The 21,741-nt window shown below is 32.4% G+C and carries 16 protein-coding genes; 7 read left to right on the top strand and 9 right to left on the bottom strand.

What is annotated here, in order from left to right; all coding sequences use genetic code 11:
* Genes argB through NMK29_RS12855 form a run of 9 tightly spaced genes read right to left on the bottom strand, consistent with a single transcriptional unit; the run spans position 1 to position 8,429 of the window.
* Complete coding sequence (gene argB, locus NMK29_RS12815) at positions 1 to 783, bottom strand: acetylglutamate kinase (RefSeq protein WP_108803841.1); 783 nt, start codon at positions 781 to 783, stop codon at positions 1 to 3.
* The gene (locus NMK29_RS12820) at positions 780 to 1,730 is read right to left on the bottom strand and encodes an N-acetylornithine carbamoyltransferase (RefSeq protein ID WP_108803840.1); all 951 of its coding nucleotides are present in this window, start codon (positions 1,728 to 1,730) and stop codon (positions 780 to 782) included. Before NMK29_RS12820 ends, argB begins: the two co-directional genes overlap by 4 nt.
* Positions 1,723 to 2,511 carry a glutamate 5-kinase gene (gene proB / locus NMK29_RS12825; protein ID WP_108803957.1) on the bottom strand — a complete coding sequence of 263 codons (789 nt, stop codon included), beginning with the start codon at positions 2,509 to 2,511 and terminating at the stop codon, positions 1,723 to 1,725. The genes NMK29_RS12820 and proB overlap by 8 nt, the downstream gene beginning before the upstream one ends.
* Positions 2,495 to 3,691, bottom strand: a complete 1,197-nt coding sequence (locus NMK29_RS12830) for a glutamate-5-semialdehyde dehydrogenase (RefSeq protein ID WP_108803839.1) — start codon at positions 3,689 to 3,691, stop codon at positions 2,495 to 2,497. The genes proB and NMK29_RS12830 overlap by 17 nt, the downstream gene beginning before the upstream one ends.
* 2 nt (positions 3,692 to 3,693) lie before the next feature.
* Positions 3,694 to 4,833: an aspartate aminotransferase family protein gene (locus NMK29_RS12835; RefSeq protein WP_108803838.1), complete on the bottom strand. Its 1,140-nt coding sequence runs from the start codon at positions 4,831 to 4,833 to the stop codon at positions 3,694 to 3,696.
* A 6-nt stretch (positions 4,834 to 4,839) separates the two neighbouring features.
* Complete coding sequence (gene proC / locus NMK29_RS12840; RefSeq protein WP_108803837.1) at positions 4,840 to 5,634, bottom strand: pyrroline-5-carboxylate reductase; 795 nt, start codon at positions 5,632 to 5,634, stop codon at positions 4,840 to 4,842.
* Between the two features lies 1 nt (position 5,635).
* A complete protein-coding gene (argC, locus tag NMK29_RS12845) occupies positions 5,636 to 6,613 on the bottom strand; it encodes an N-acetyl-gamma-glutamyl-phosphate reductase (protein ID WP_108803836.1) in 978 nt (325 codons plus the stop codon).
* Complete coding sequence (locus NMK29_RS12850) at positions 6,610 to 7,800, bottom strand: argininosuccinate synthase (RefSeq protein ID WP_027392013.1); 1,191 nt, start codon at positions 7,798 to 7,800, stop codon at positions 6,610 to 6,612. The genes argC and NMK29_RS12850 overlap by 4 nt, the downstream gene beginning before the upstream one ends.
* Positions 7,788 to 8,429 (bottom strand): GNAT family N-acetyltransferase, encoded by a 642-nt coding sequence (locus NMK29_RS12855; RefSeq protein ID WP_108803835.1) that lies wholly within the window; start codon positions 8,427 to 8,429, stop codon positions 7,788 to 7,790. Before NMK29_RS12855 ends, NMK29_RS12850 begins: the two co-directional genes overlap by 13 nt.
* Before the next feature lie 892 nt (positions 8,430 to 9,321).
* On the opposite strand from NMK29_RS12855, the gene NMK29_RS12860 reads away from it, so the two are divergent.
* From NMK29_RS12860 to NMK29_RS12890, 7 genes are all read left to right on the top strand, one after another.
* A complete protein-coding gene (locus NMK29_RS12860) occupies positions 9,322 to 10,035 on the top strand; it encodes a FadR/GntR family transcriptional regulator (RefSeq protein ID WP_108803834.1) in 714 nt (237 codons plus the stop codon).
* 325 nt (positions 10,036 to 10,360) lie between these two features.
* Complete coding sequence (locus NMK29_RS12865) at positions 10,361 to 13,507, top strand: SusC/RagA family TonB-linked outer membrane protein (protein WP_108803833.1); 3,147 nt, start codon at positions 10,361 to 10,363, stop codon at positions 13,505 to 13,507.
* Between the two features lie 82 nt (positions 13,508 to 13,589).
* Positions 13,590 to 15,083 (top strand): RagB/SusD family nutrient uptake outer membrane protein, encoded by a 1,494-nt coding sequence (locus NMK29_RS12870; protein ID WP_108803832.1) that lies wholly within the window; start codon positions 13,590 to 13,592, stop codon positions 15,081 to 15,083.
* Entirely contained in the window at positions 15,083 to 17,500 is a 2,418-nt protein-coding gene (locus tag NMK29_RS12875) for a polysaccharide lyase 6 family protein (protein ID WP_108803831.1), read from the top strand. The genes NMK29_RS12870 and NMK29_RS12875 overlap by 1 nt, the downstream gene beginning before the upstream one ends.
* Positions 17,501 to 17,518: 18 nt before the next feature.
* On the top strand, positions 17,519 to 19,069 hold the full coding sequence (locus NMK29_RS12880; RefSeq protein ID WP_108803830.1) for an IPT/TIG domain-containing protein: 1,551 nt from the start codon (positions 17,519 to 17,521) through the stop codon (positions 19,067 to 19,069).
* A 35-nt stretch (positions 19,070 to 19,104) separates the two neighbouring features.
* Positions 19,105 to 21,369: a heparinase II/III family protein gene (locus NMK29_RS12885; RefSeq protein ID WP_108803829.1), complete on the top strand. Its 2,265-nt coding sequence runs from the start codon at positions 19,105 to 19,107 to the stop codon at positions 21,367 to 21,369.
* Between the two features lie 3 nt (positions 21,370 to 21,372).
* Entirely contained in the window at positions 21,373 to 21,741 is a 369-nt protein-coding gene (locus tag NMK29_RS12890) for a cupin domain-containing protein (protein WP_027392020.1), read from the top strand.

Raw genomic sequence — 21,741 nt, forward strand, 5'->3', positions numbered from 1 at the left:
TTATAGACTTAAAGTCGTATGTTTTATCGTATTATCCTTTATAAAATTTGCATTTGCTATATGTACTTTACACACATCTTTTTGTAATGCATCAAAACAGTTCTTCAATTTTGGTAACATCCCATCCGAAATTGCCTCGGAATCTCTTAACTCTGTATACTTCTCTAAATCAATATATTCAATAACCGATTCTTTATCATCTATGTTCTCCAAAACTCCTTTCAATTCAAAACAATAAAATAATGACACATCAAAATGTGCCCCCATTGCTGAAGCAACTTCTGAAGCAATAGTATCTGCATTTGTGTTAAATAACTGACCGTTCTTATCGTGTGTTACAGCACAAAAAACTGGAGTTATTCCTAATTCTAAAAACCCTTTGATAATCTTACCATTTACATTTTTTACATCGCCAACATATCCATAATCAACAAATTGTGGAGGCCTTTTATCCGCTACAATTACATTAGCATCTGCTCCTGTTAACCCTAACGCATTACAATTATATTTTTGTAATCCAGAAACAATGGTCTTATTCAATAAACCTGCGTATGTCATTATTACAATATCTAGATTATCTGCAGAAGTAATTCTTCTACCATCTATCATTTCTGTCTTAACTCCTAATTTTGAAGCTAACTTAGTTGCCGATTTACCACCGCCGTGAATTAATATTTTGGGATCTTCAACTTTTGAAAAATCTTCCAAAAATGAATCCAAAGCATGTTTATCTTCGATAATATTTCCGCCTATTTTTGCTACTAACAATTTTTGTTTTTTCATCCCTTAGTTTTTTCTAGAATTTTCTTTAAAACCAATTGAGCAGCATATGTTCTATTATTTGCCTGTTCTATCACAATAGAATTACCACTATCAATTACCGCATCATCTACAACTACATTTCTTCTTACTGGTAAGCAATGCATGAATTTAGCATTATTAGTTAACTTCATTTTTTCTTCAGTAATTTTCCAGTTTCGATCCTGAGATGTTTTTCCATACTCGGCATATGAGCTCCAGTTTTTTACATACACAAAATCTGCGTCTTTCAATGCATTTTCTTGATTGTAATCAATGGGCACCTCATTAGTAATATGACTGGCTAACTCAAATCCCACAGGGTGGGTAATTACAAAATCTGCTTCCATTTGCTGCACCATTTCTACAAAAGAATTTGCAACTGCCTGCGGTAAGGCTTTCGGATGCGGTGCCCATGATAATACAATCTTTGGTTTATGTATTGGTTTATTTTCTGTGATCGTTATTGCATCAGTTAATGCTTGTAGAGGATGGCCAGTTGCACTTTCCATATTAACTACCGGAATAGTTGCGTGTACCATAAAGTTTTTTAATACATTTTCTTTATAATCATCCTCTCTGTTTTCTAGTTTAGCAAATGCTCTAATTGCTAATACATCGCAATATTGAGAGACTACTTGAGCTGCTTCTTTTACATGTTCAGAATTACCTTGATCCATTACTGTACCATCACCATATTCCAGAGACCAACCTTCTCCTGTAAAATTCATTACAATGACATTCATTCCAAGGTTTAAAGCAGCCTTTTGAGTACTTAAACGTGTACGTAAACTAGGGTTAAAAAACAATAAACCTATTGTTTTATCTGCTCCTAACACTTTATTAGACAAAGGATTTTGTTTTAACTTAATCGCTTCATTGACCCAAGTATCAAGTGAATCAATATCTTTTATTGAAAAGTAACTATTCATTATATACTGCTTTAACTATTTTGGTAAAAGGAATTTTCCTATCTATCACATCTACCATAAAATTATCTTCTAATCCATTTACAATCCAAGTTTCTATACCTGCATTTTGGGTAATACTTGCTGCCTGCACTTTAGATTGCATTCCACCAGTTCCGTGTGTTGAGATAGAGGAAACAATTTCATCAGCCAGTTGCGCCATATCATATACCTCATCTATTGTATTATAAGTTCCATTCTCTACTGATTCTTTAGTACAAATACCATTGGTATTGGTAGCTATCACTAATAAATCTACTTCTAACAAACAAGCTGTCAATGCTGCTAACTTATCATTATCTCCAAACTTAATCTCATCTGTAGCTACAGTGTCATTTTCATTAATGATAGGTATGTAATTATTAGCCACTAACACATTTATTGTATTTACTATATTTCTTTTAGATTGTTCTCTTTCAAAATCAGAATAAGACAATAAACATTGGGATGTTAGTAATCCGAGATCTCTAAAACTCTCTTGGAAAATTCTCATTAAATGAGGCTGCCCAATAGATGCCAATGCTTGTTTTACATTAATTTCTTTACCATTACTTTCTAAGTTCACAAATTGCTTAGCCACGGCAATAGCACCTGAACTAACAATTACAAATTCATATGTATCTTGTAAAGCAACAATTTGTTTACCTATATCTTCTATCTTACCTCTAGATATATGATCTGTTCCTTTGGTTAAAACATTAGACCCTATCTTCAGTACAATGCGCTTTTTATCTGATCTGTCCATTACCATGTATATACCATTTATTAGTAACCAAATGCTGTAATCCTATTGGACCTCTTTGATGTAATTTATCTGTACTTATTGCCAATTCTCCTCCTAAACCTAATTGAAAACCATCTGTAAACCTTGTAGAAGCATTATGATATACCGCAGCACAATCTACGTTCATCATAAAAGTCTCGGCTTCTGTCTGATTTCTCGTAATAATTGCTGCAGAATGCCCTCCGCTATATTCATTTATTTTAGAAATTGCATCTTGTGCATTCTCCGTTTCTCCAATAACTATCTTATAATCTAAAAATTCTTCTTGCCAAATACTGTTATCAGATATAGGTAAAACTTCTTCGTATTTGGATAAAGAAGTATCCCCTAATATTTCTACATTAAAATTTTTAAGGGTTGTAATAAGGTTTTTTACAAAATCTTCTTTATTAGGAAGGTTCTTATCAATTAGAACTTTATCCACAGCATTGCATGCTGAGATTTTATCAGTTTTTCCATTAATGATATTATCCAAAGCCAATGCTTTATCAGCCTCATTATGGACATAGACAAAGTTATTACCTCTTCCACTAACTATTACAGGACAAGTAGCGTGTTCCTTTACAAATGCAATCAATCTTTCTCCACCTCTTGGAACAATTAAATCCACATTTTGAGTTGGTTTTTCTAAAAAAGATTGTGTCTCTAGTCTATTATAATTTAAATATGTAATCCAATCAAAAGAGATAGTCTCTTCTTTTAGTGCTTGATGCCAAAGTTTTACTATTGCTAGATTAGAGTGTAATGATTCTTTTCCTCCCTTTAGTAAAATTTTATTTCCTGATTTAAATGCAATTCCAGCCGCTTCAACGGTTACATCTGGTCTTGATTCATAAATAATCAATACTGTCCCGAAAGATGCTGTTTTATTATACACTTGCATACCATTATCATGGGTAAATCGAAACCGCTCTACTCCAATTGGATCTTCTTGATTTGCCAATTGCTTGAGAGCAGCAATCATCACTTCAATTTTATGGTCATCCACTTTTAAACGGTCACGCATTGCAAGATCACTCCCTTGATAAGATTTAAGATCTTTAAGATTTTCATCTAGTATTTCACCTCGGTTTTGATCCACTAAAATTGCCATCTTTTGCAATACTGAATTTCTTTGTGATATATCTAACACTATGCTCATAATCATATCTTTTGTAACACCAAAATATCTTGTAACGCCCTAATGAATTGGTCTATTTCAGATTTTCCAACTGTTAGTGGCGGGAGTATTCTTAACAACTTTTTATTCATCGCTCCACCAGTAAAAATATGCTCATCATAGATCAGTTTTTTTCTAAGATCTCCTACTTCAAAATCAAATTCTAAACCTAGCATTAACCCTCTACCTTTTACTTTTCTAACTCCAGGAATACGAAGTGCTTGAGAAACAAAATAATCACCTGTTAGTCTAGCATTATCTATTAAGTTTTCTGTTTCTAATATTTCTAAAACCGAAGATGCTGCAGCGCAAGCAAGATGATTTCCGCCAAAAGTTGTACCCAACATTCCATAACTAGGTTTTATATGAGGTGCTATCATAATTCCACCTATAGGAAAACCATTTCCCATACCTTTAGCAATTGAAATAATATCTGGAGTAATCCCATGATGCTGATGACCAAAGAATTTACCCGTTCTTCCGAATCCAGCTTGTACTTCATCTAGAATAAGCACTACATTGCTTTCCTTACACATCTCTTCTAATCCTTTAAAGAATTCAGTGGTTCCTTCATCTAAACCTCCAACGCCTTGTATCGGTTCTATAATTACGGCACACACATCTCCTTTTTTTAATTCAGTTTTTACAACTTCTAAATTATTTAATGGTAAAAAAGTTACTTTTTGTTGTTGATTTAAAGGAGCATTGATTTTTTCATTATCTGTTGCAGCAACTGCTGCAGAAGTCCTTCCGTGGAAACCATTATAAAAAGAAATTACTCTCGATTTTCCTGTATAAAAAGAAGCCAATTTTAATGCATTTTCATTTGCTTCTGCCCCAGAATTACATAGAAACAACTGATACTCTTTGTATCCAGATAATTGACCTAATTTATTTGCTAATTCTGATTGTAAACTATTATGAACAGCATTAGAATAAAATCCAATTTTTTCTATTTGCTCTTTTAATCTTTTTACATAATGTGGATGTCCGTGACCTACTGAAATTACAGCATGACCTCCATATAAATCTAAATATTCTACACCATCCTTATCGATAACAATACTGTCATGTGCGCTAACAGGTTCGACATCATAAAGTGGATATACATCAAATAGTTTCATAACACTTTATTTTATTGTATTAATTTTCTCATAAGAAGCCATTACTCCTTTTATCACTGAGGAACTCAATCCCTGATGCTCCATTTCATTTAATCCTTCGATTGTACATCCTTGTGGTGTAGTCACTTTATCAATTTCTCGTTCTGGATGAGTTCCATTTTCTGCCACTAGCGTTGCCGCCCCTATAGCCGTTTGCACTGCTATAATCTGAGCTTCGTGTGGATGAAATCCCATTTGGATTCCTCCTTGTATCATTGCTCTAAGAAACCTTAAAAAGAATGCGATCCCGCTAGCTCCAAGAACAGTAGCCGCTTGCATTAATCTTTCTTCGATTACCAAGGTCTCTCCAATAGTGTTAAACATCTTTTCTACAACCAATAATTCTTCTTTAACACTATCATTGGCCGCAATACAAGTCATCGATAATTTTTTTGATGCTCCAGTATTAGGCATGACCCGAACTACTTTATTATCAGGAACTATTTCATTAATTTCTTCAATAGAAGTACCTGTAACCGTTGAAATTAATATTTGATCATTACTTAATGCATCTTTAATCTCCTGTAAAACAGCATCCAACTGCCGAGGTTGTACACATAAGATTACCCATTTAACATCTTTTATAGAAGTAATAATATCCTGTGATGTTGATACATTTAGTTTTTCTTCTACTTCTTTTAAATTATATTTTGATTTATCTACTACAGTAATATTTTTCGCTTCAAATAAATCACTATTTGCCAATCCAGATATTATAGATTTACCTAGATTACCTCCTCCTATGATCGTTATTTTATTCATCTTAAAACGCACTTGCTTTTAATTCTAAACCTATTTTTTCTTCTAATCCAAACATTAGATTCATATTATGAATTGCTTGTCCAGAAGCTCCTTTAATCAAATTATCAATCACAGAAGTAATTAATAACATCCCATCTTTTTTAGTAATATGAATAATACATTTATTTGTATTTACCACTTGCTTCAAATAAATTTCTTGATCTGATATAACTGTAAATTTTGCATCCTTATAGAAAGAAGTGTAAAGTTCTTTAGCCTCTTCTTCGGATCCGTCATATCTAGTATACATTGTAGCATAAATCCCTTTACTGAAATTACCTCTGTTGGGAATAAAGAAAATTGGAGATTCAAAACTAGTTTGCAATTGTTTTATACTCTGATGAATCTCATCCAAATGTTGATGTGTAAAAACCTTATAACTAGAGAAATTATTATCTCTCCAACTAAAATGTGTAGTACCACCAGGCATTACTCCTGCTCCCGTACTACCTGTAGTAGCATTTACGTGAACGGTATCTATTAATTTGCCCGAAAATGCAAGTGGTAATAAACCTAATTGAATGGCTGTTGCGAAACATCCTGGGTTTGCTATGTACTGCGCAGACATGATTTTGTCCTTTTGTAATTCTGGCAAACCATATATGAAATCTTTATTCTGAAATTTATGATCACTCTCTAACCTAAAATCATTTCCTAAATCAATGATTTTAGTGGTCTCAGAAAATGTATTTGTTTCCAAAAAAGCTTTAGATCTTCCATGCCCAAGGCACAAAAACAAAACGTCTACATTTGGATTGATTGTATCTGTAAATGAAAGAGTGATATCTCCTAATAAATCAACATGTTGTTTACTAACTGGTACACCCGCATTAGTCGTACTAAATACAAAATCTAAATCAACTTCTGGATGGTGAACCAATAATCTTAATAATTCACCAGCCGTATATCCAGACCCTCCTATAATCCCTACTTTTATCATGATTCACTTGGATTTACATTGTGATATATCTTATTGGCATTCCCATAGATTTTTATAAAACCTTTAGCATCGTCTGAAGTCCAAGAATTATTCATCTCACCATACTGACCAAAATCCGATTTCATCATATCAAACTCTGACTCGATTCCTTCTAAAGTAAAATGATATGGTTTTAATTTCACGATTACGTCACCTGTAACTGATTTCTGAGAATCATCGAGAAATACTTCAATATTTCGCATTACAGGATCTAAATAATTACCTTCATGCAATAACATACCATACCAATTAGCTAATTGTTCTTTCCAATATTGTTGCCACTTGGTCAATACATGTTTTTCAAGTAAATGATGAGCTTTGATTATTACCAAAGGTGCTGCTGCTTCAAAACCAACTCTTCCCTTTATACCTATAATAGTATCTCCTACATGAATATCTCTACCTATAGCAAAGGCGCTTGCTAGTTCTTCTAACTTCTGAATGTTTTTAACTGGTTCATCTTTGATTCCATCTAAACCAATTAATTCTCCTTTTTCAAAATTTAACGTGATCGTTTCTTCTGTTTCTTTTTTCAGTTGACTTGGATATGCATCCTCTGGCAAAGCATTTTTAGATGTAAGTGTCTCTTTACCTCCTACACTGGTTCCCCAAATACCCTTATTTATAGAATATTGTGCCTTTTCCCAACTATAGTGTACCTGATGTTTTTTAAGAAATTCTACTTCTTCTTGTCTAGAAAGTTTTAAATCTCTTATAGGAGTAATAATTTCAATTTCTGGAGCCAATGTCTGAAAAATCACGTCAAATCTAATCTGATCATTTCCTGCACCCGTACTTCCGTGTGCAATATATTTTGCTCCAACTTTTTTTGCGTAATTAATTACTTCAATTGCCTGAAAAATTCTTTCAGCGCTTACAGACAAAGGATATGTATTATTTTTTAATACATTACCAAAGATTAGATATTTAATAGCTTTCTGATAAAACTCATTTAATATTGTTTTATTTACATGAGAACTACTTCCTAACTCATACGCTCTTTTTTCGGTTTGTATGAGCTCTTCATCAGAAAATCCGCCTGTGTTTACTAATATCGTATGAACTTCTAATTTCTTTTCATGAATTAAATATTTTACACAATACGAGGTATCCAAACCTCCACTATATGCTACTACTACTTTTTCCATAACAACAACTGTTTATTGCTTGTTAGCATTGTTTGTTTTATTTTCTTTAATCTTTTTAATACTTTTTTATCGTACCATTTTTCTTTTTTCTTCACTTCAGTAGAGGGATCATATAACATACCAGTACATAAACACATTTTATGATCTTTAGCTTTTAAAATATCGTAGTTTGTACAAGTCTTGCATCCAGCCCAAAATTTAGGGTCATCGGTTAATTCTGAAAATGTAACTGGTTTATATCCTAAGTCTGAATTTATTTTCATTACTGCTAGTCCAGTAGTAATTCCAAAAACTTTAGAATCAGGATACTTTTTTAAAGAATAATTAAACGTAAACTCTTTAATTCTTTTGGCTAATCCTTGATTTCTATAATTAGGATGTACGATAAGACCAGAATGCGCAACATATTTTTCATGACCCCAAACCTCTATATAACAAAAGCCTGCAAACGCTCCATTACACAATGCTATAATTGCATTTCCATTTTCCATCTTTCCTTTAACATAGTCAGGTGTTCGTTTTGCAATACCGGTACCTCTTACTTTAGCAGAATCCGATATTACATCACAAATCTCCTGAGCGTAATCAAGGTGATCATTAGTGGCTATGATTATTTTTATTTGTTTCATCCGTTTGTTTCTATAACTCTTTCTTAATGCCAGATGTAATCCATTATGAACAACTTTTATATTGATGAAAACTCATTTTATACATGAATTATCAATATCAAAAAATGTCAATACTTAAAATTTAAATGATATGATTCCTGAGAAGATCCGTAAGTAGTTTATATCCAATACCAATTATAAAAGAATATTCTTTTAAATGGAATTAATAACTAAATCGTGAAAAAGGAACTTTTTATAAGGGAAGTAGGGCGCACCTACTTCATAATAATTTTAAACCCCCAAGGGGCGACGAAAACGGCGTATAGATGATATAGTAATATCAACTGATTTGTTCAAGGATTGAACTTTCACTTCTCTAATAATAAATGTTGGCGTTTTCATAATAGTAACTCTAAATCGTCGGCCGTAGCCCCTTTCGTTAACTAGATGGTACAATATTACGCAAAAATAATTTCTAGATTAAAATAAAAAAACCAATTTATAAAAGAATTATCATTTTAATAAAATCAACCTCCCAATTCCTTATAAATCCCAATAAAACAATAAAAAAATTACATTTTGCTCATTATTAATGATTTAATAATACCTTAAAACAAAATATAATTTATGATGATTAAATAAATAATTTGTTCAACTATATAATATAATAGGTAATAACTCTAAAAAAACCGAACTAAACAGGTATCACAACAAGGTATCCCATAAATAAATATGTAGTACATAAAATACTGATATCATAAAACGAAAACCATATAGAATGTGTTTTTAGTTAAAAAACAATACTTTTTTTAAACTTTCATAAGATTTTTAACATATAAATTTTGTGATAATAAAAAAAAACTATACTTTTGGTTAACCAGATTGGTCAACCAGTTAAAGTCAAACCCAGTATATGAGATTAAAAATAGAGAAGGAAACGGAGGTTTTATCCAATCCTAAGAAAGGTTCCGAAGATATAATTATTTCTAAAATTAGGGAATTAATTGTTTCTAAGCAACTTGAACCAGGAGATAGACTTCCGGCAGAAAGAGTTCTTGCCGAAAAGTTAGGTGTAAGTAGGAATCAATTACGCCAAGCAATTCAACGATTAGAATTCTATGGGTTGGTTAAAAAATATCCTCAAAGTGGGACAAGAGTATCAAATATAGGAGTTACCGCACTTAACGGAATGATGACTGATATTTTACAATTACAAGAACCAGATTTTAAATCTCTAGTAGAAACAAGATTGATACTAGAAACAAATGCTGTAAGGTTAGCTGCTACAAGAAGATCAGATGAACATTTACGACAAATACAAGCTGCGCACGAAGCTTACAGTGAAAAAGCAATTAATGGTCTTAATGCAGTAGAAGAAGATTTAATGTTTCATCTTAAACTGTCTGAAGCTAGTGGCAATAGCGTAATCAATTCATTAATGTTAGTGATTACGCCAGAAATAATTACTCATTTTGTAGCAAATAAAGTTTGTGACAAAGATGAAAATCACTTATTAATTAAGGAGCACCAGGCTATTATTGATGCTATCATAGATAGAGACCCCGATAGAGCGGTTGCTAAACTAGAAGAGCACTTTAACGATTTATATAAATTTTGTTATGATTAAGGAAATCAAAAAAAATAAAGGAAATAAATCTAATACCAATCGGATATGTAACACAAACAATAAAAACTAAAAAAAGGGACAGCTACCACACTAATCCCTTTATTTTCGAAACTTTACTTAGTTTAAAAAGTAAAATCCTTACTATAATTGCTTATAGATAGATGAAACAAAGATAGAAAAAATAGATAAACGCAATTCCGTTTATATTTTTTTATGATTTGTTTATAAAGTAGGTAATTACGAAAACTAGGTTTTGCTTTTAAAATTGAAAAATAAATCAATTAATGATTTAAACTAAAGCATTAAAAAACAAAAATAATTACTTATGTATTTCAAAAAGATTATAGCAGTCTTCCTGATTGTTCTATCTCATTGTACGTTGCTTGCTCAAGATAGCATTACATTAGAAGGAACAGTAACTTCTCGGGAAGATGGGATACCAATACCGGGAGTTAATGTATTGATATTGAAATCCAATACGGGAACTACTACGGATTTTGATGGATTTTATCAACTTAAGGTAAACAAAGGTGATGTCGTTTCATTCTCTTTTACCGGAAAGAAAACCATAACAGTGGCAATCGATAATCAAACAACACTTGATATCGCTCTGGAAGAAGAAGCATCTGAACTAGAACAGGTTGTCGTTATAGGATATGGAGTCCAAAAGAAGTCGAGTTTGACAGCTTCTGTATCCAAATTAGAGAACACCAATCTAGATGAATTGCCTTATTCTGATGTTTCTAACAGTATAAAAGGTAAAATTGCCGGAGTTCAGATTAGAAATACCACTGGTAATGTTGGTGATGAACCAGAAATAATAGTAAGAGGTATTGGGTCTATAAGTCTTAGTTCTGCTCCACTTGTTGTTGTTGATGGATTCCCTTTTGATGATGGGCTTCAATTCATTAATCCAAGTACTATAGAGTCTATAGAAGTATTGAAAGATGCAAGTTCTACAGCAATATATGGATCTAGAGGAGCTAATGGTGTTATTCTTATAACTACTAAAGAAGGAAAAGCAGAAAAAACTTCTTTTGAGTTCAAATCACTCTCAGGTTTTAAACAAGCTGCAAGAAGTATTGATATTATAGATGCAATTGCATTTTCTGACTTAGACAGAAGTAGAGATCAATTAGTAGAAAATTTTAATGCTCAGCAAGAAAACAGAGAACCTAATTTTGTAAATTATGATAATGTTCAAATAGGAAAAAGAACCATTGCTCAAAACATTGGTGGTCCTACTAACTGGCAAGATGAAGCTTTAAGAAATCCTGCTAGAATTGACAATTATCAATTAAACGTTTATGGAGGTGGAAGTAGAACAAACTACTTAATATCTGCCAACTACATTTATAATGAAGGACTTAGAAAAGATAACGATTTAGAAAGATTAAACTTATCTGCTAGACTTAAATCTAAATTATCTGACAACTTAAGTTTTGATTTAAAAATAAATCCTTCTTACACACTTACAAGAAGATCTTCTATTAATTTTACAGATACCGGAAGATATGAAACTTGGATTCCTGTTAGACATAATCAATATACATCAGACTTAACAGGACAGCCTGTTGGAAGTTTTGCACATGCTTTACATTTTAGAAACCTTAATTTTGATTATGTAGATCCTGTAACTGGTCTAACAGAAAATACTGGTAATATAGAAAACCTATGGTCTTCATCTAACTTTAATCCTATCTCTAGACAGGAAGCCAGTAGACGTAATCGTTTTGAATACAGATTACTTGCTAACGGTTCTGTGAAATGGAAAATAGCGCAAGGACTTACTTTAAGATCTTCATTAGGTGGTTATGTGAGATACCGTACGGGAGAAGAATATTTTGGTTCTGATGGTGATAGAGATGGAGAAACAGAAGGAATCTTAGCAGATCAACTTACTGTTAAATACATAAATGAGAATACATTAAACTACAACAGAGATTTTAATGGTCATGATATTGGATTATTATTAGGTATCACTTACGAGAATACTACAGAACGTCTTAGCAACCTTAGAATAACTAATTTTGATGATGAGAATATAACAACTCTTAATGGAGGAACAATTATAGATCTTGACAATACATTTACTTTAAAAGATAAAACAGTATTATCTTCATACTTAGGAAGAATTAATTATGCTTATAAAGATCGTTACTTAATTTCTTTAGCAGGAAGAGCAGATGGTTTCAATAAGTTTGGTAAGAATAACAAATACGGATTTTTCCCTTCTGTATCGGTAGGATGGAATGTTGCAAACGAGAATTTCTGGAGAAATAGCATTGGTAATACAGTTAATAACCTAAAGTTAAGATCTAGTTGGGGAATTAGTGGATCTGCTCCTGCCCTATTTGATTTCTTAGCACCAACTATAGTAGATTTCGGAAATTACAGCATAGGAAATACTGGTGGTGTAACAACAGGACAAGGTGAAGTAGACTTTTTACAAGGAAACCCTGATATTACTTGGGAAACAAACACAGAATTTAATAATGGTATAGATTTAGGTCTTTTCAATGGTGCTGTAAATCTTACTGTGGATTACTACTATAAGTTATCAGAAAAACTTTTATTGAGACAACAAATTTCTAATTCAACTGGTTTTGATGAGCAATGGAATAATATTGGAAAAGTTCAAAACTCAGGATGGGAATTTGATTTATCTACAAATCTTGGAAGAGGAAAATTAAAATGGCAAGGAAGTGCTAATATCTCATTTAACGAGAATAAACTTGTTTCATTCGGTGGATCTGAAAGAATAATTAATAATGGAGAGCGAACTGATCAATATATTACTCGTGTAGGAGAACCATATATTCAGTTTTATGGATATCAAACTGACGGTATTTTCCAGAACGCCGAAGATTTAGCTAATAGCCCAAGTGGTATTGCTGATGCAGTTGGTGGTCTTAAGAGAGTAGATGTAAACGGTGATGGAGTTATTAATGAAGATGATAGAACTGTTATTGGTGATCCATTCCCTGATTTTATTTGGGGTTTCACCAACACATTTACATACGGAAACTTAGATCTTAATTTCTCTTTCCAAGGATCTCAAGGCGGTGAAGTTGTTTGGGGAGAAGCATTTTATAATGAAGTTGCTCGATATGGAGCTACATATGCAGAAGACCAATGGTTTAATGAAAATATCCCTGCTAGCAGACCCGGAATTAGAATTGGTGTTCCATGGTTAGAAACTGACTATGCTGTTCAAGATGCTTCTTATATATCATTAAGAGAAGTAGTACTAGGATACTCTATACCTATTCATTCGACAAAGAAAATGGGATTAGAAAAAATGAGAATTTATATCTCTGGACAAAATTTATGGTATCAAGCTGCAGATGATTATTTAGGTAATAATCCTGAAGGAAACACGGATAGAGATAATGTTTTGATCAGAGGGTATCAAAGAGGAGTTACACCAGTGCAAAGGCAACTAGCACTTGGATTAGATATCAATTTCTAAAAAGCAATTAATGATAGTCTATTTCATATTTAATTAGCAAAAGCTAATTAAATATGAAATAACAGACTAAAAAATATACATAATGAAACATATTTTTAAACTTCAAAATAGATTCATAAATTTTAATATTTATGCATTGTCATTGACATTATTGATGGTGTCTTGTGATCTAGAAGAAGAAGTAACTTCTTTTAGAACAGATGACAACTTCTATCAAGACCAAGAAGAGTTAAATAGAGGAGTAATTGCTTCATATTCTAGTTTATATGATGTGATGGAAGTAGAATGGAATATTACAGAACTTCGTTCTGATAATACATTTACTAATCCAGATAGATCTCCAGAATCAGATGCTCCTCGTTTTACATTGGATCGACTTACAGTAGATACCAATAATTCGATAAATCAAGCATACTATGCTAATTGTTACAAAACCATAGCTTTAGCGAATAGAATCATTGCTAACATAGATGTTGCAGTTGATGAAGACTTAAGAAATCAATATGAAGGTGAAGCCAAATTTCTTAGAGCATTAATGCATTTTAACTTAACACGATTATATGGTAGTATTGTAATTGTTGATAGAGTTTTAATTGGTGAAGAAGGTTTTCAATTATCTCGTAGACCTCAATCAGAAGTATATCCTTTTATTATTCAGGACTTAGAAGACGCTATCGCACTTTTACCAGAGCAATATGATGATTCAGAATTCGGTAGAGCAACAGCAATAGCAGCAAGAACTATATTAGGTAAAGTTCATTTAACAAACCCTAATAGAGATTTAGAAGCTGCAATTACTCAACTAGAATATGTTAGAGACAGAGGAATAAATGATCTAATTACGGATTATGATAATCTTTTTGAACCAGGTGATGAATTAAACAATGAAGTAATTTTTTCTGTTCGATATGAACAAGGACTTATTGGTTTAGGTTCTCCTTTTCCAAACTTCTTTGCTCCTTTACAAAGTGATGGAAATGTAGTTTTTGGTAATGGTGATGGACTTAACGTACCTACTGAAGATATATCTGATTTATATCTAACAAATGATTTAAGAAAACCTTCATCTATGGCGGACAGCTATATTGCAACCAATGGAACTGAAATCTTTAACAAGCACGTTACCAAATACAATTCGGCTTTTAACGCACTAGATGATGGTGATGTAGATTGGCCAGTTACAAGATTTGCTGATGTACTATTAATGCTTTCTGAAGCTTATATAGATGCTAGAGGAATTTCTGAAGCCTTAATCGAACTAAACAAAGTAAGAGCGCGTGCTGGTCTAACTGATCTATTAGAAGCTGATGTAAATTCTAGCTTTGCTTTTAAATTAGCCTTAGAAAATGAACGACGTCTTGAGTTTGCTTTCGAAAACCATAGATTCTTTGATCTACTAAGAACCAATAGAGCTTTGACTGTAATAAATGAACATTTTACAACAGAGTTTGCTTATAACAACCCTGATAATCCTGATCTTGATGCAAGTCCTATTTCTGATTTTCAGCTACTATTACCAATACCACAAAGAGAAATTGACCTAAACCCTAATTTAGCTCAAAACATAGGTTATTAATGATTATAAATAAACAACATATCATTACTACAATAGTATCCATTCAACTATTTCTTATTGGATGTACATGTTTTGCTAATGAGATTAAAGTAGCAACTATTGATGAATTCAATAATGCTATAAAATCTGTAAAAGCTGGAGATCGTATAATATTAAAAAATGGAGAGTGGAAAGATGTAAAATTAGTAGCTAAAGGTGAAGGAACTTCAGAAAATCCTATTATTATAGAAGCAGAAGAATCCGGTAAGGTGATCCTTACCGGAGATTCTAACCTAAAAATCGCTGGAACCCATTTATTAATCAAAGGGTTGTGGTTTAAAAACGGCTACACTTCTGGAAAATCAGTGATTTCGTTTAGAGTAAATTCGAAAGAATATGCAAGTCACTCCAGACTTACTGATTGTGCAATTACATACTACAATCCAAGTAAAAAATCTATCGATTATAAATGGATAAGTGTTTGGGGTAAAAATAACAGAATAGATCACAACTATTTTGTGGGAAAAATTAACTCTGGTACCACTCTAGTTGTATGGTTAAAGGGAAAAGAGCATATAGAAAACAACCATCGAATTGATCATAATTATTTTGGAGAAAGACCTACTTTAGGTTCTAATGGTGGAGAAACTATTAGAATTGGAACTAGCAAAAACTCATTATTATCTTCTAGAACAATTGTAGAAGATAATGTTTTTGAAAAATGTAATGGTGAGTTAGAAATTATTTCTAATAAATCAGGTAACAACGTATATCGTAATAATCTTTTTTTAGAAAGTGAAGGTGTCTTAACATTAAGACACGGAAACAAGTGCCTGATAGAAGGTAATGTATTTATAGGAAATCAAAAACCGAATACTGGTGGTATAAGAATTATAAATGCAGGTCATGTTGTTAGAAATAACTTAATGATGAATCTTACAGGTGATGGTTTTAGAGGGCCAATAGTTGTAATGAATGGCGTACCTAATAGCCCTGCAAATAGATATCATCAAGTTAATGATGTAAAAATTCAGAACAATACTATTATAAATTGTTCTCCAATTCAACTTTGCGCTGGAAGTGATGAAGAAAGATCATTAGCCCCAATAAATACAACCTTTTCTAATAATATCATATACAATGATAAAAATGGTGATATCGCAACAATACATGATAAAATAGATGGATTTAATTTCTATGGGAATATTTTAGATACTCAGAAAAATTTTGATCAAAAAGGCTTTACAAAAATGAAAGTAAATTGGGATACATTTGAAGATATTCTTTACATCCCAACTGAAACGAATGAAGAATTAATCAAAAATTCGAAACCTGAAGCTAAATCACCTAAATTAGATATTACTGGAGCAAAAAGAACTACTTTCATTGCTGGTGCTTATAATCTAGGAAATAATAAGTTCCCTAAGGCATTGGTTCTTAGAAGTGGAACATCTTGGGATTCTAAAACAAAACCTGAGAAACTTGTGGCTACATCAGAAATCATTGAAGTAGAACCAGGTTTAGGAACATTGCGTAAGGCATTAAAAAAGGCTTCTTTCGGTAGTATTCTAAAATTAAAATCTGGAGAATACATTCTAGAAAAAGGAATAAAAATTACAACAAAAATTACTATTCAAGGAGATACTAAAGGTAAAAAACCTATATTAAAAGTAAAAGAAGGTTTAGAAAAAAACCCAACATATTTCTTTAGAGTAGAAGGTGGTAATAGCTTACACTTAAAGAATTTAGAAATTTCTGGAAACTTAAAAACACCTATAAAATATGCTGTAGTCTCTCCTGACAAAGGTGTCGCCGAATCATACTCTGTATTTATTGACAATTGTCATATTCATGGGTTTAAAAACAAAAAAGGTGGTAGTTTTTTCAAAGGATACAAAGGAACTTTTGCAGATACTTTAAGTATTGCTAATTCTAGAATTGAAAACTCATACCGAGGGATCAATCTTTCAGAAGAAAAAGAAAGTTTCGGAAAGTATAGTGCTCAAATAGTACGTATTAATAACACAATTTTTAAAGACATAGAACAATGGGCTTTAAATTATTATCGTGGAGGAACTGACGAATCTACTTTAGGAGGTAATCTTTCTGTACAAAACTCTGTGTTTAGTAATGTAGGAAATATAGAAAAAGGTACCGTGCTTAGAACCAAAGGGATTGTAACAGTAGATATCAAAAATTCAGTTTTCGAAAAAAGTTATAAAGTAATTAACCCTGTTAATTTAAATGGAAGTAAAAATACGATAAGTAACTGTGTCGTTTTTGATTGTGGCACTGTAAAAGCAACAAAAGGAGCATCTGAAAAAAATGTAATATATAAAAACCCTAAATGGGAAGATAAAGAAAAATTCATTCCAAGTGAAAAATCGCCATTGCGAAAAGAACAACATATTGGACTGAAATGGGATACTAAAAAATAAAATTAACACAATAGAATTATGAAAAATTACGAAGCATCTTTTAAGAGAATCTTAGCAGGTCTATTGGTTTTCTGTTTAATGTTGATATTTGTAATATCCTCATCTTGTGATGCGGATATCGAAGTGGATCAGACTGTAGAGGAAATAGAATCTGCAACTCCAATAATCTCTAGTTTTTCTCCATCTAGTGCAGAAATACTTGAAGAAGTACTTGTAGAAGGAGAATTTCTACAATTTGTGGATAGAGCAACCATAGGTGGAATACCTACTGAAATTAAAAGTAAAATTAGCGATACTCAAATTTTACTAAGAATTGACCCTGCTGTTATTTCAGGACAAATCGTACTTATCAATGATTTAAGTAGACAAGGTGCAGAAAACTTGGAATTTACAGCTACTTCTACCGAAAGTTTAACTGTATCGTATCCTGTACCATCAGTAACAAGTGCAATCCCTGGTGAGGCTACAGCAAATGATTTACTAATCATAGAAGGTGCTAATCTTGGTGTAGTATCAAGTGTTACTTTTGGAGGCGTACCTGGTGTTATATCTTTTCAAGAAAATGATGTAATTGTAGTAACTGTGCCAAACCCAGGAACTCTAGATCCTGTTGCTATTAATTTAACTTATAATAGTAATAGCGGAGAAATTGCACAAGAATTAAGTTCTTCTTTCTTAGTTAACATACCGACACCAGAGCCAGATAATGTGCCTAGAATAATGGCTAGAGATAATATGGTAACAATCACAGGAGCTAATATCAATTTCACAACATCTGTTACAGTCGATGGTATTGAGGCAACAATTACTACGTCTCCTACTGATTTAACTTTTATGGTTCCATCTGGAGTAACAACAGGTATATCCGAAGTTATCATTACAGATACAGAAATGCGTCAAACTGTATTTAATATACCATACATCAACGGACCATATTACGAATATTATGATTTTGATACGAAAGCTTTAGAAACTGTAAGAGATAATAAGAATGGTGATCCTACTGAAGTGGTTTTATCATTAGGAGAAGACGAAGCGGAACAACCAAGATTCCCAGGAATGACAGAATCTTTTGGAAGTAGATATTTACACTTAGATTACCCTAAAGCTACTACTAGTACCTTAGCCTCCATATATTGTTATGATTTTAGTGATGATTTTGGAACTGAAGAAATGGGAGAAGAATCAGCAGCTTTATTAGATCCAGCCGGTAGATTTGGCGGAAACCCTGTATTACATTTCTGGATGAGAATTAATGGAGCAAACTGTAGAACAAAAATATATCTAGGAACTTCAAGTGCTCAGCGTAGAGAATCTAATGGTCCTCTTTTAGACACAGGAGGAGAATGGGTATTAGTTGCTGTAAGACTTAATGGTTTTATGGATAGTGCAGCAGATTTTTCAAGATTTCATTTCCGTCTTACTGCAGGTAGTTCTTCTGATAATATACCAAGATCAGCTGATTACGATTGGATAATTGTAACCGACAGAGTATTAACAGAGTTTGGAGCTGTAGATTATTCAGCAGCATCCATTACGGACGAGACTAACTGGAAAGATCAAGGTTAAAAAACAATAAATAACGAATTTTCATAATATTATAAATGATCCAATCACCTTTACATACTATTCGGTTAAGGTTAGGCATTCTTTGCCTAACCCTAACTCTTAGTATTCTAAGTTTTGGCTGTACTAAAAAAGAAAACACAGCATCAACCAAAACAGAGATTAAAAATCAAAAACCAACACTTTCTTTATCTACTTCTGAAGCTAATGAAATAAAAAAATTACTAAACACTAACGATGTTTTAAAAGTCTCCTTTGAACAACATAAAGAAAAAGCAGACAAAGCAATTAAGAATGGTATTGAAGTGCCTCTCCCAAAAGACCCTGGTGGTGGATATACACATGAAAAACATAAACGCAATTATGGAGAAATGTATTCTGCAGGAATTTCATATATAATTACTGAAGACACTAAATACTCCAAGTTTGTTACTGATATGTTATTAGCGTATGCTAAAATGTATCCTAATTTACCTTTACATCCAAAGAGTAAAAAAAATCACCCAGCTGGAAAGCTTTTCTGGCAAGGATTAAATGAAAGTGTTTGGTTAGTTAATTCAATACAAGCATATAATCTGGTAAGTGATGTAATTTCTGAAGAAAATAAGAAAATAATAGAAGACCAAGTTTTTAAGAAAGTAGCAGAATTTATTAGCGTTGATTCTAAAAAAACCTTCAATAAAATACATAACCATGGAACCTGGGCAGTAGCGGGCGTAGGTATGACAGGATATGTTCTCAAAGATCAGGATATGGTCGACCGTGCTTTGTACGGTAGTAATAAAGATAAAGAAACAGGTTTTCTTAAACAGATAGATATGCTTTTTTCTCCGGAAGGATACTATTCTGAAGGTCCTTATTATCAGCGATATGCTATGATGCCTTTTATGCTTTTCGCTCAAGCTATCCAGATCAATCAACCTGATCTTAAAATCTTTGAATACCGAGATCAATTATTAGGTAAAGCGGTAACCACAGTATTGCAACTAACTGACGAAAATGGAGCATTTTTTCCTTTTAATGATGCATTAAAAGAAAAAAACTATTTAACCAGTGAATTGATATTTGCCAGCAATATTGCATACGCCTACTATAAAGATAGCTCGCTACTGCCTATTACTTTAGCACACAAAAAGGTTAGCATATCAGGTGCAGGACTTGAAGTAGCTAAAGCTTTGAAAAGTTATAAACCAAAACCATACGAAAAAAAACCACTACTAATTACAGACGGAAAAGATGGAACCGATGGAGGTTTAGCATTATTACGTATGTCTAATGGTAAAAAAGATAAAAAACTTACCACTGTTTTTAAATTTGCTTCTCAAGGGATGGGACATGGTCATTTTGATCGATTGTCGATATTTCTGTATGATGGAAAACAAGAAATTTTACAAGATTATGGAGCTGCAAGGTTTCTAAACGTAGAATCAAAACAAGGAGGAAGATATTTACCAGAAAACAAAACGTGGGCAAAACAAACTATAGCGCATAATACAGTTACTGTAGATGAGTCTTCTCAATTTGGAGCTAACGTAAAAGAATCGAGTAAAGTAAATCCAAAACTTCTTTTTTCTAACCTGAAAGACACTAATCTACAAATTGTTAGTGCTAAAGAAGAAAATGCATACCCAGGAGTTCATATGCAAAGAACGCTAGCCTTAGTAAAAAATGAAGCTTCAGAAAGACCTCCTTTTATTATTGATGTATATGCTATTGCTGCTAATGAAGCTCATCAATACGATCTAAACTTTATGTATCAAGGGCAAGTAATGGAAACTAATTTTGAGTATCTCAAAGAAAACACATTAAACCCACTTGGAACTAAAAATGGATACCAACATCTATGGAAACTTGCAGAAGGTAAGAGTAATCAAAATTTTGCAACGTTAACTTGGTTAAACCAAAACAGCTTCTACTCTATCTCAAGTCTTATAGACAAGGAAAGTAATATGGTCTTTTCGAGTCTAGGAGCTAACGATCCTAATTTTAATCTTAGAAATGAAGCTTCCTACATGCTAAGAGAAAACAACAAGAAGGATCATGTTTTCGTAAACGTCATAGAACCTCATGGAAATTTTGATCCAAAATTAGAATCTGTACAGAATCCTCATTCTGATATTAAAAATATTGAACTGATCTTTTCTGATGATAGCTATACTATCGTAGAAGTGACATTCAAAAATAATGAAAGTTATACACTAACGGTCGTTAATAAAGACCACGACCCACACAAACAACACGAAATAACTATTGATAATAGAACATATCAGTGGACAGGAAATTATAATTTAAAAACTAACTAAACAATGAGCTACTCAAAAATCAAGAGTGAAGTATTCTTCGTAACCAAAGATAAACCGTGGGAACAAGCCGCAGAAGGTATTACTCGTCAAATGATCGGTTATGACGTGAATATAATGATGGTTAAAGTAAACTTCGAAAAAGGGGCAATTGGATACATTCATGACCACTTTCATTCTCAAACTACATATGTTGAATCTGGAAGTTTTGAAGTTACTATCGGAGATGATAAAAAAGTATTAAATGCTGGCGATGGATTCTTTATTCCACCTAATGTTCCTCACGGAGCGGTATGTTTAGAAGCAGGAGTTCTTATTGATGTATTTAGTCCAATACGCGAAGATTTTTTAGAAATTTCACACGAAAAGAAGTAA

Source organism: Aquimarina sp. Aq107 (assembly GCF_943733665.1).
Classification (GTDB): domain Bacteria; phylum Bacteroidota; class Bacteroidia; order Flavobacteriales; family Flavobacteriaceae; genus Aquimarina.

What these genes read in the sequence shown, in the direction of transcription:
- argB (WP_108803841.1), bottom strand. Translation starts at nt 783, where the DNA reads ATGAAAAAACAAAAATTGTTAGTAGCAAAAATAGGCGGAAATATTATC.
- NMK29_RS12820 (WP_108803840.1), bottom strand. Translation starts at nt 1,730, where the DNA reads ATGAATAGTTACTTTTCAATAAAAGATATTGATTCACTTGATACTTGG.
- proB (WP_108803957.1), bottom strand. Translation starts at nt 2,511, where the DNA reads ATGGACAGATCAGATAAAAAGCGCATTGTACTGAAGATAGGGTCTAAT.
- NMK29_RS12830 (WP_108803839.1), bottom strand. Translation starts at nt 3,691, where the DNA reads ATGAGCATAGTGTTAGATATATCACAAAGAAATTCAGTATTGCAAAAG.
- NMK29_RS12835 (WP_108803838.1), bottom strand. Translation starts at nt 4,833, where the DNA reads ATGAAACTATTTGATGTATATCCACTTTATGATGTCGAACCTGTTAGC.
- proC (WP_108803837.1), bottom strand. Translation starts at nt 5,634, where the DNA reads ATGAATAAAATAACGATCATAGGAGGAGGTAATCTAGGTAAATCTATA.
- argC (WP_108803836.1), bottom strand. Translation starts at nt 6,613, where the DNA reads ATGATAAAAGTAGGGATTATAGGAGGGTCTGGATATACGGCTGGTGAA.
- NMK29_RS12850 (WP_027392013.1), bottom strand. Translation starts at nt 7,800, where the DNA reads ATGGAAAAAGTAGTAGTAGCATATAGTGGAGGTTTGGATACCTCGTAT.
- NMK29_RS12855 (WP_108803835.1), bottom strand. Translation starts at nt 8,429, where the DNA reads ATGAAACAAATAAAAATAATCATAGCCACTAATGATCACCTTGATTAC.
- NMK29_RS12860 (WP_108803834.1), top strand. Translation starts at nt 9,322, where the DNA reads ATGAGATTAAAAATAGAGAAGGAAACGGAGGTTTTATCCAATCCTAAG.
- NMK29_RS12865 (WP_108803833.1), top strand. Translation starts at nt 10,361, where the DNA reads ATGTATTTCAAAAAGATTATAGCAGTCTTCCTGATTGTTCTATCTCAT.
- NMK29_RS12870 (WP_108803832.1), top strand. Translation starts at nt 13,590, where the DNA reads ATGAAACATATTTTTAAACTTCAAAATAGATTCATAAATTTTAATATT.
- NMK29_RS12875 (WP_108803831.1), top strand. Translation starts at nt 15,083, where the DNA reads ATGATTATAAATAAACAACATATCATTACTACAATAGTATCCATTCAA.
- NMK29_RS12880 (WP_108803830.1), top strand. Translation starts at nt 17,519, where the DNA reads ATGAAAAATTACGAAGCATCTTTTAAGAGAATCTTAGCAGGTCTATTG.
- NMK29_RS12885 (WP_108803829.1), top strand. Translation starts at nt 19,105, where the DNA reads ATGATCCAATCACCTTTACATACTATTCGGTTAAGGTTAGGCATTCTT.
- NMK29_RS12890 (WP_027392020.1), top strand. Translation starts at nt 21,373, where the DNA reads ATGAGCTACTCAAAAATCAAGAGTGAAGTATTCTTCGTAACCAAAGAT.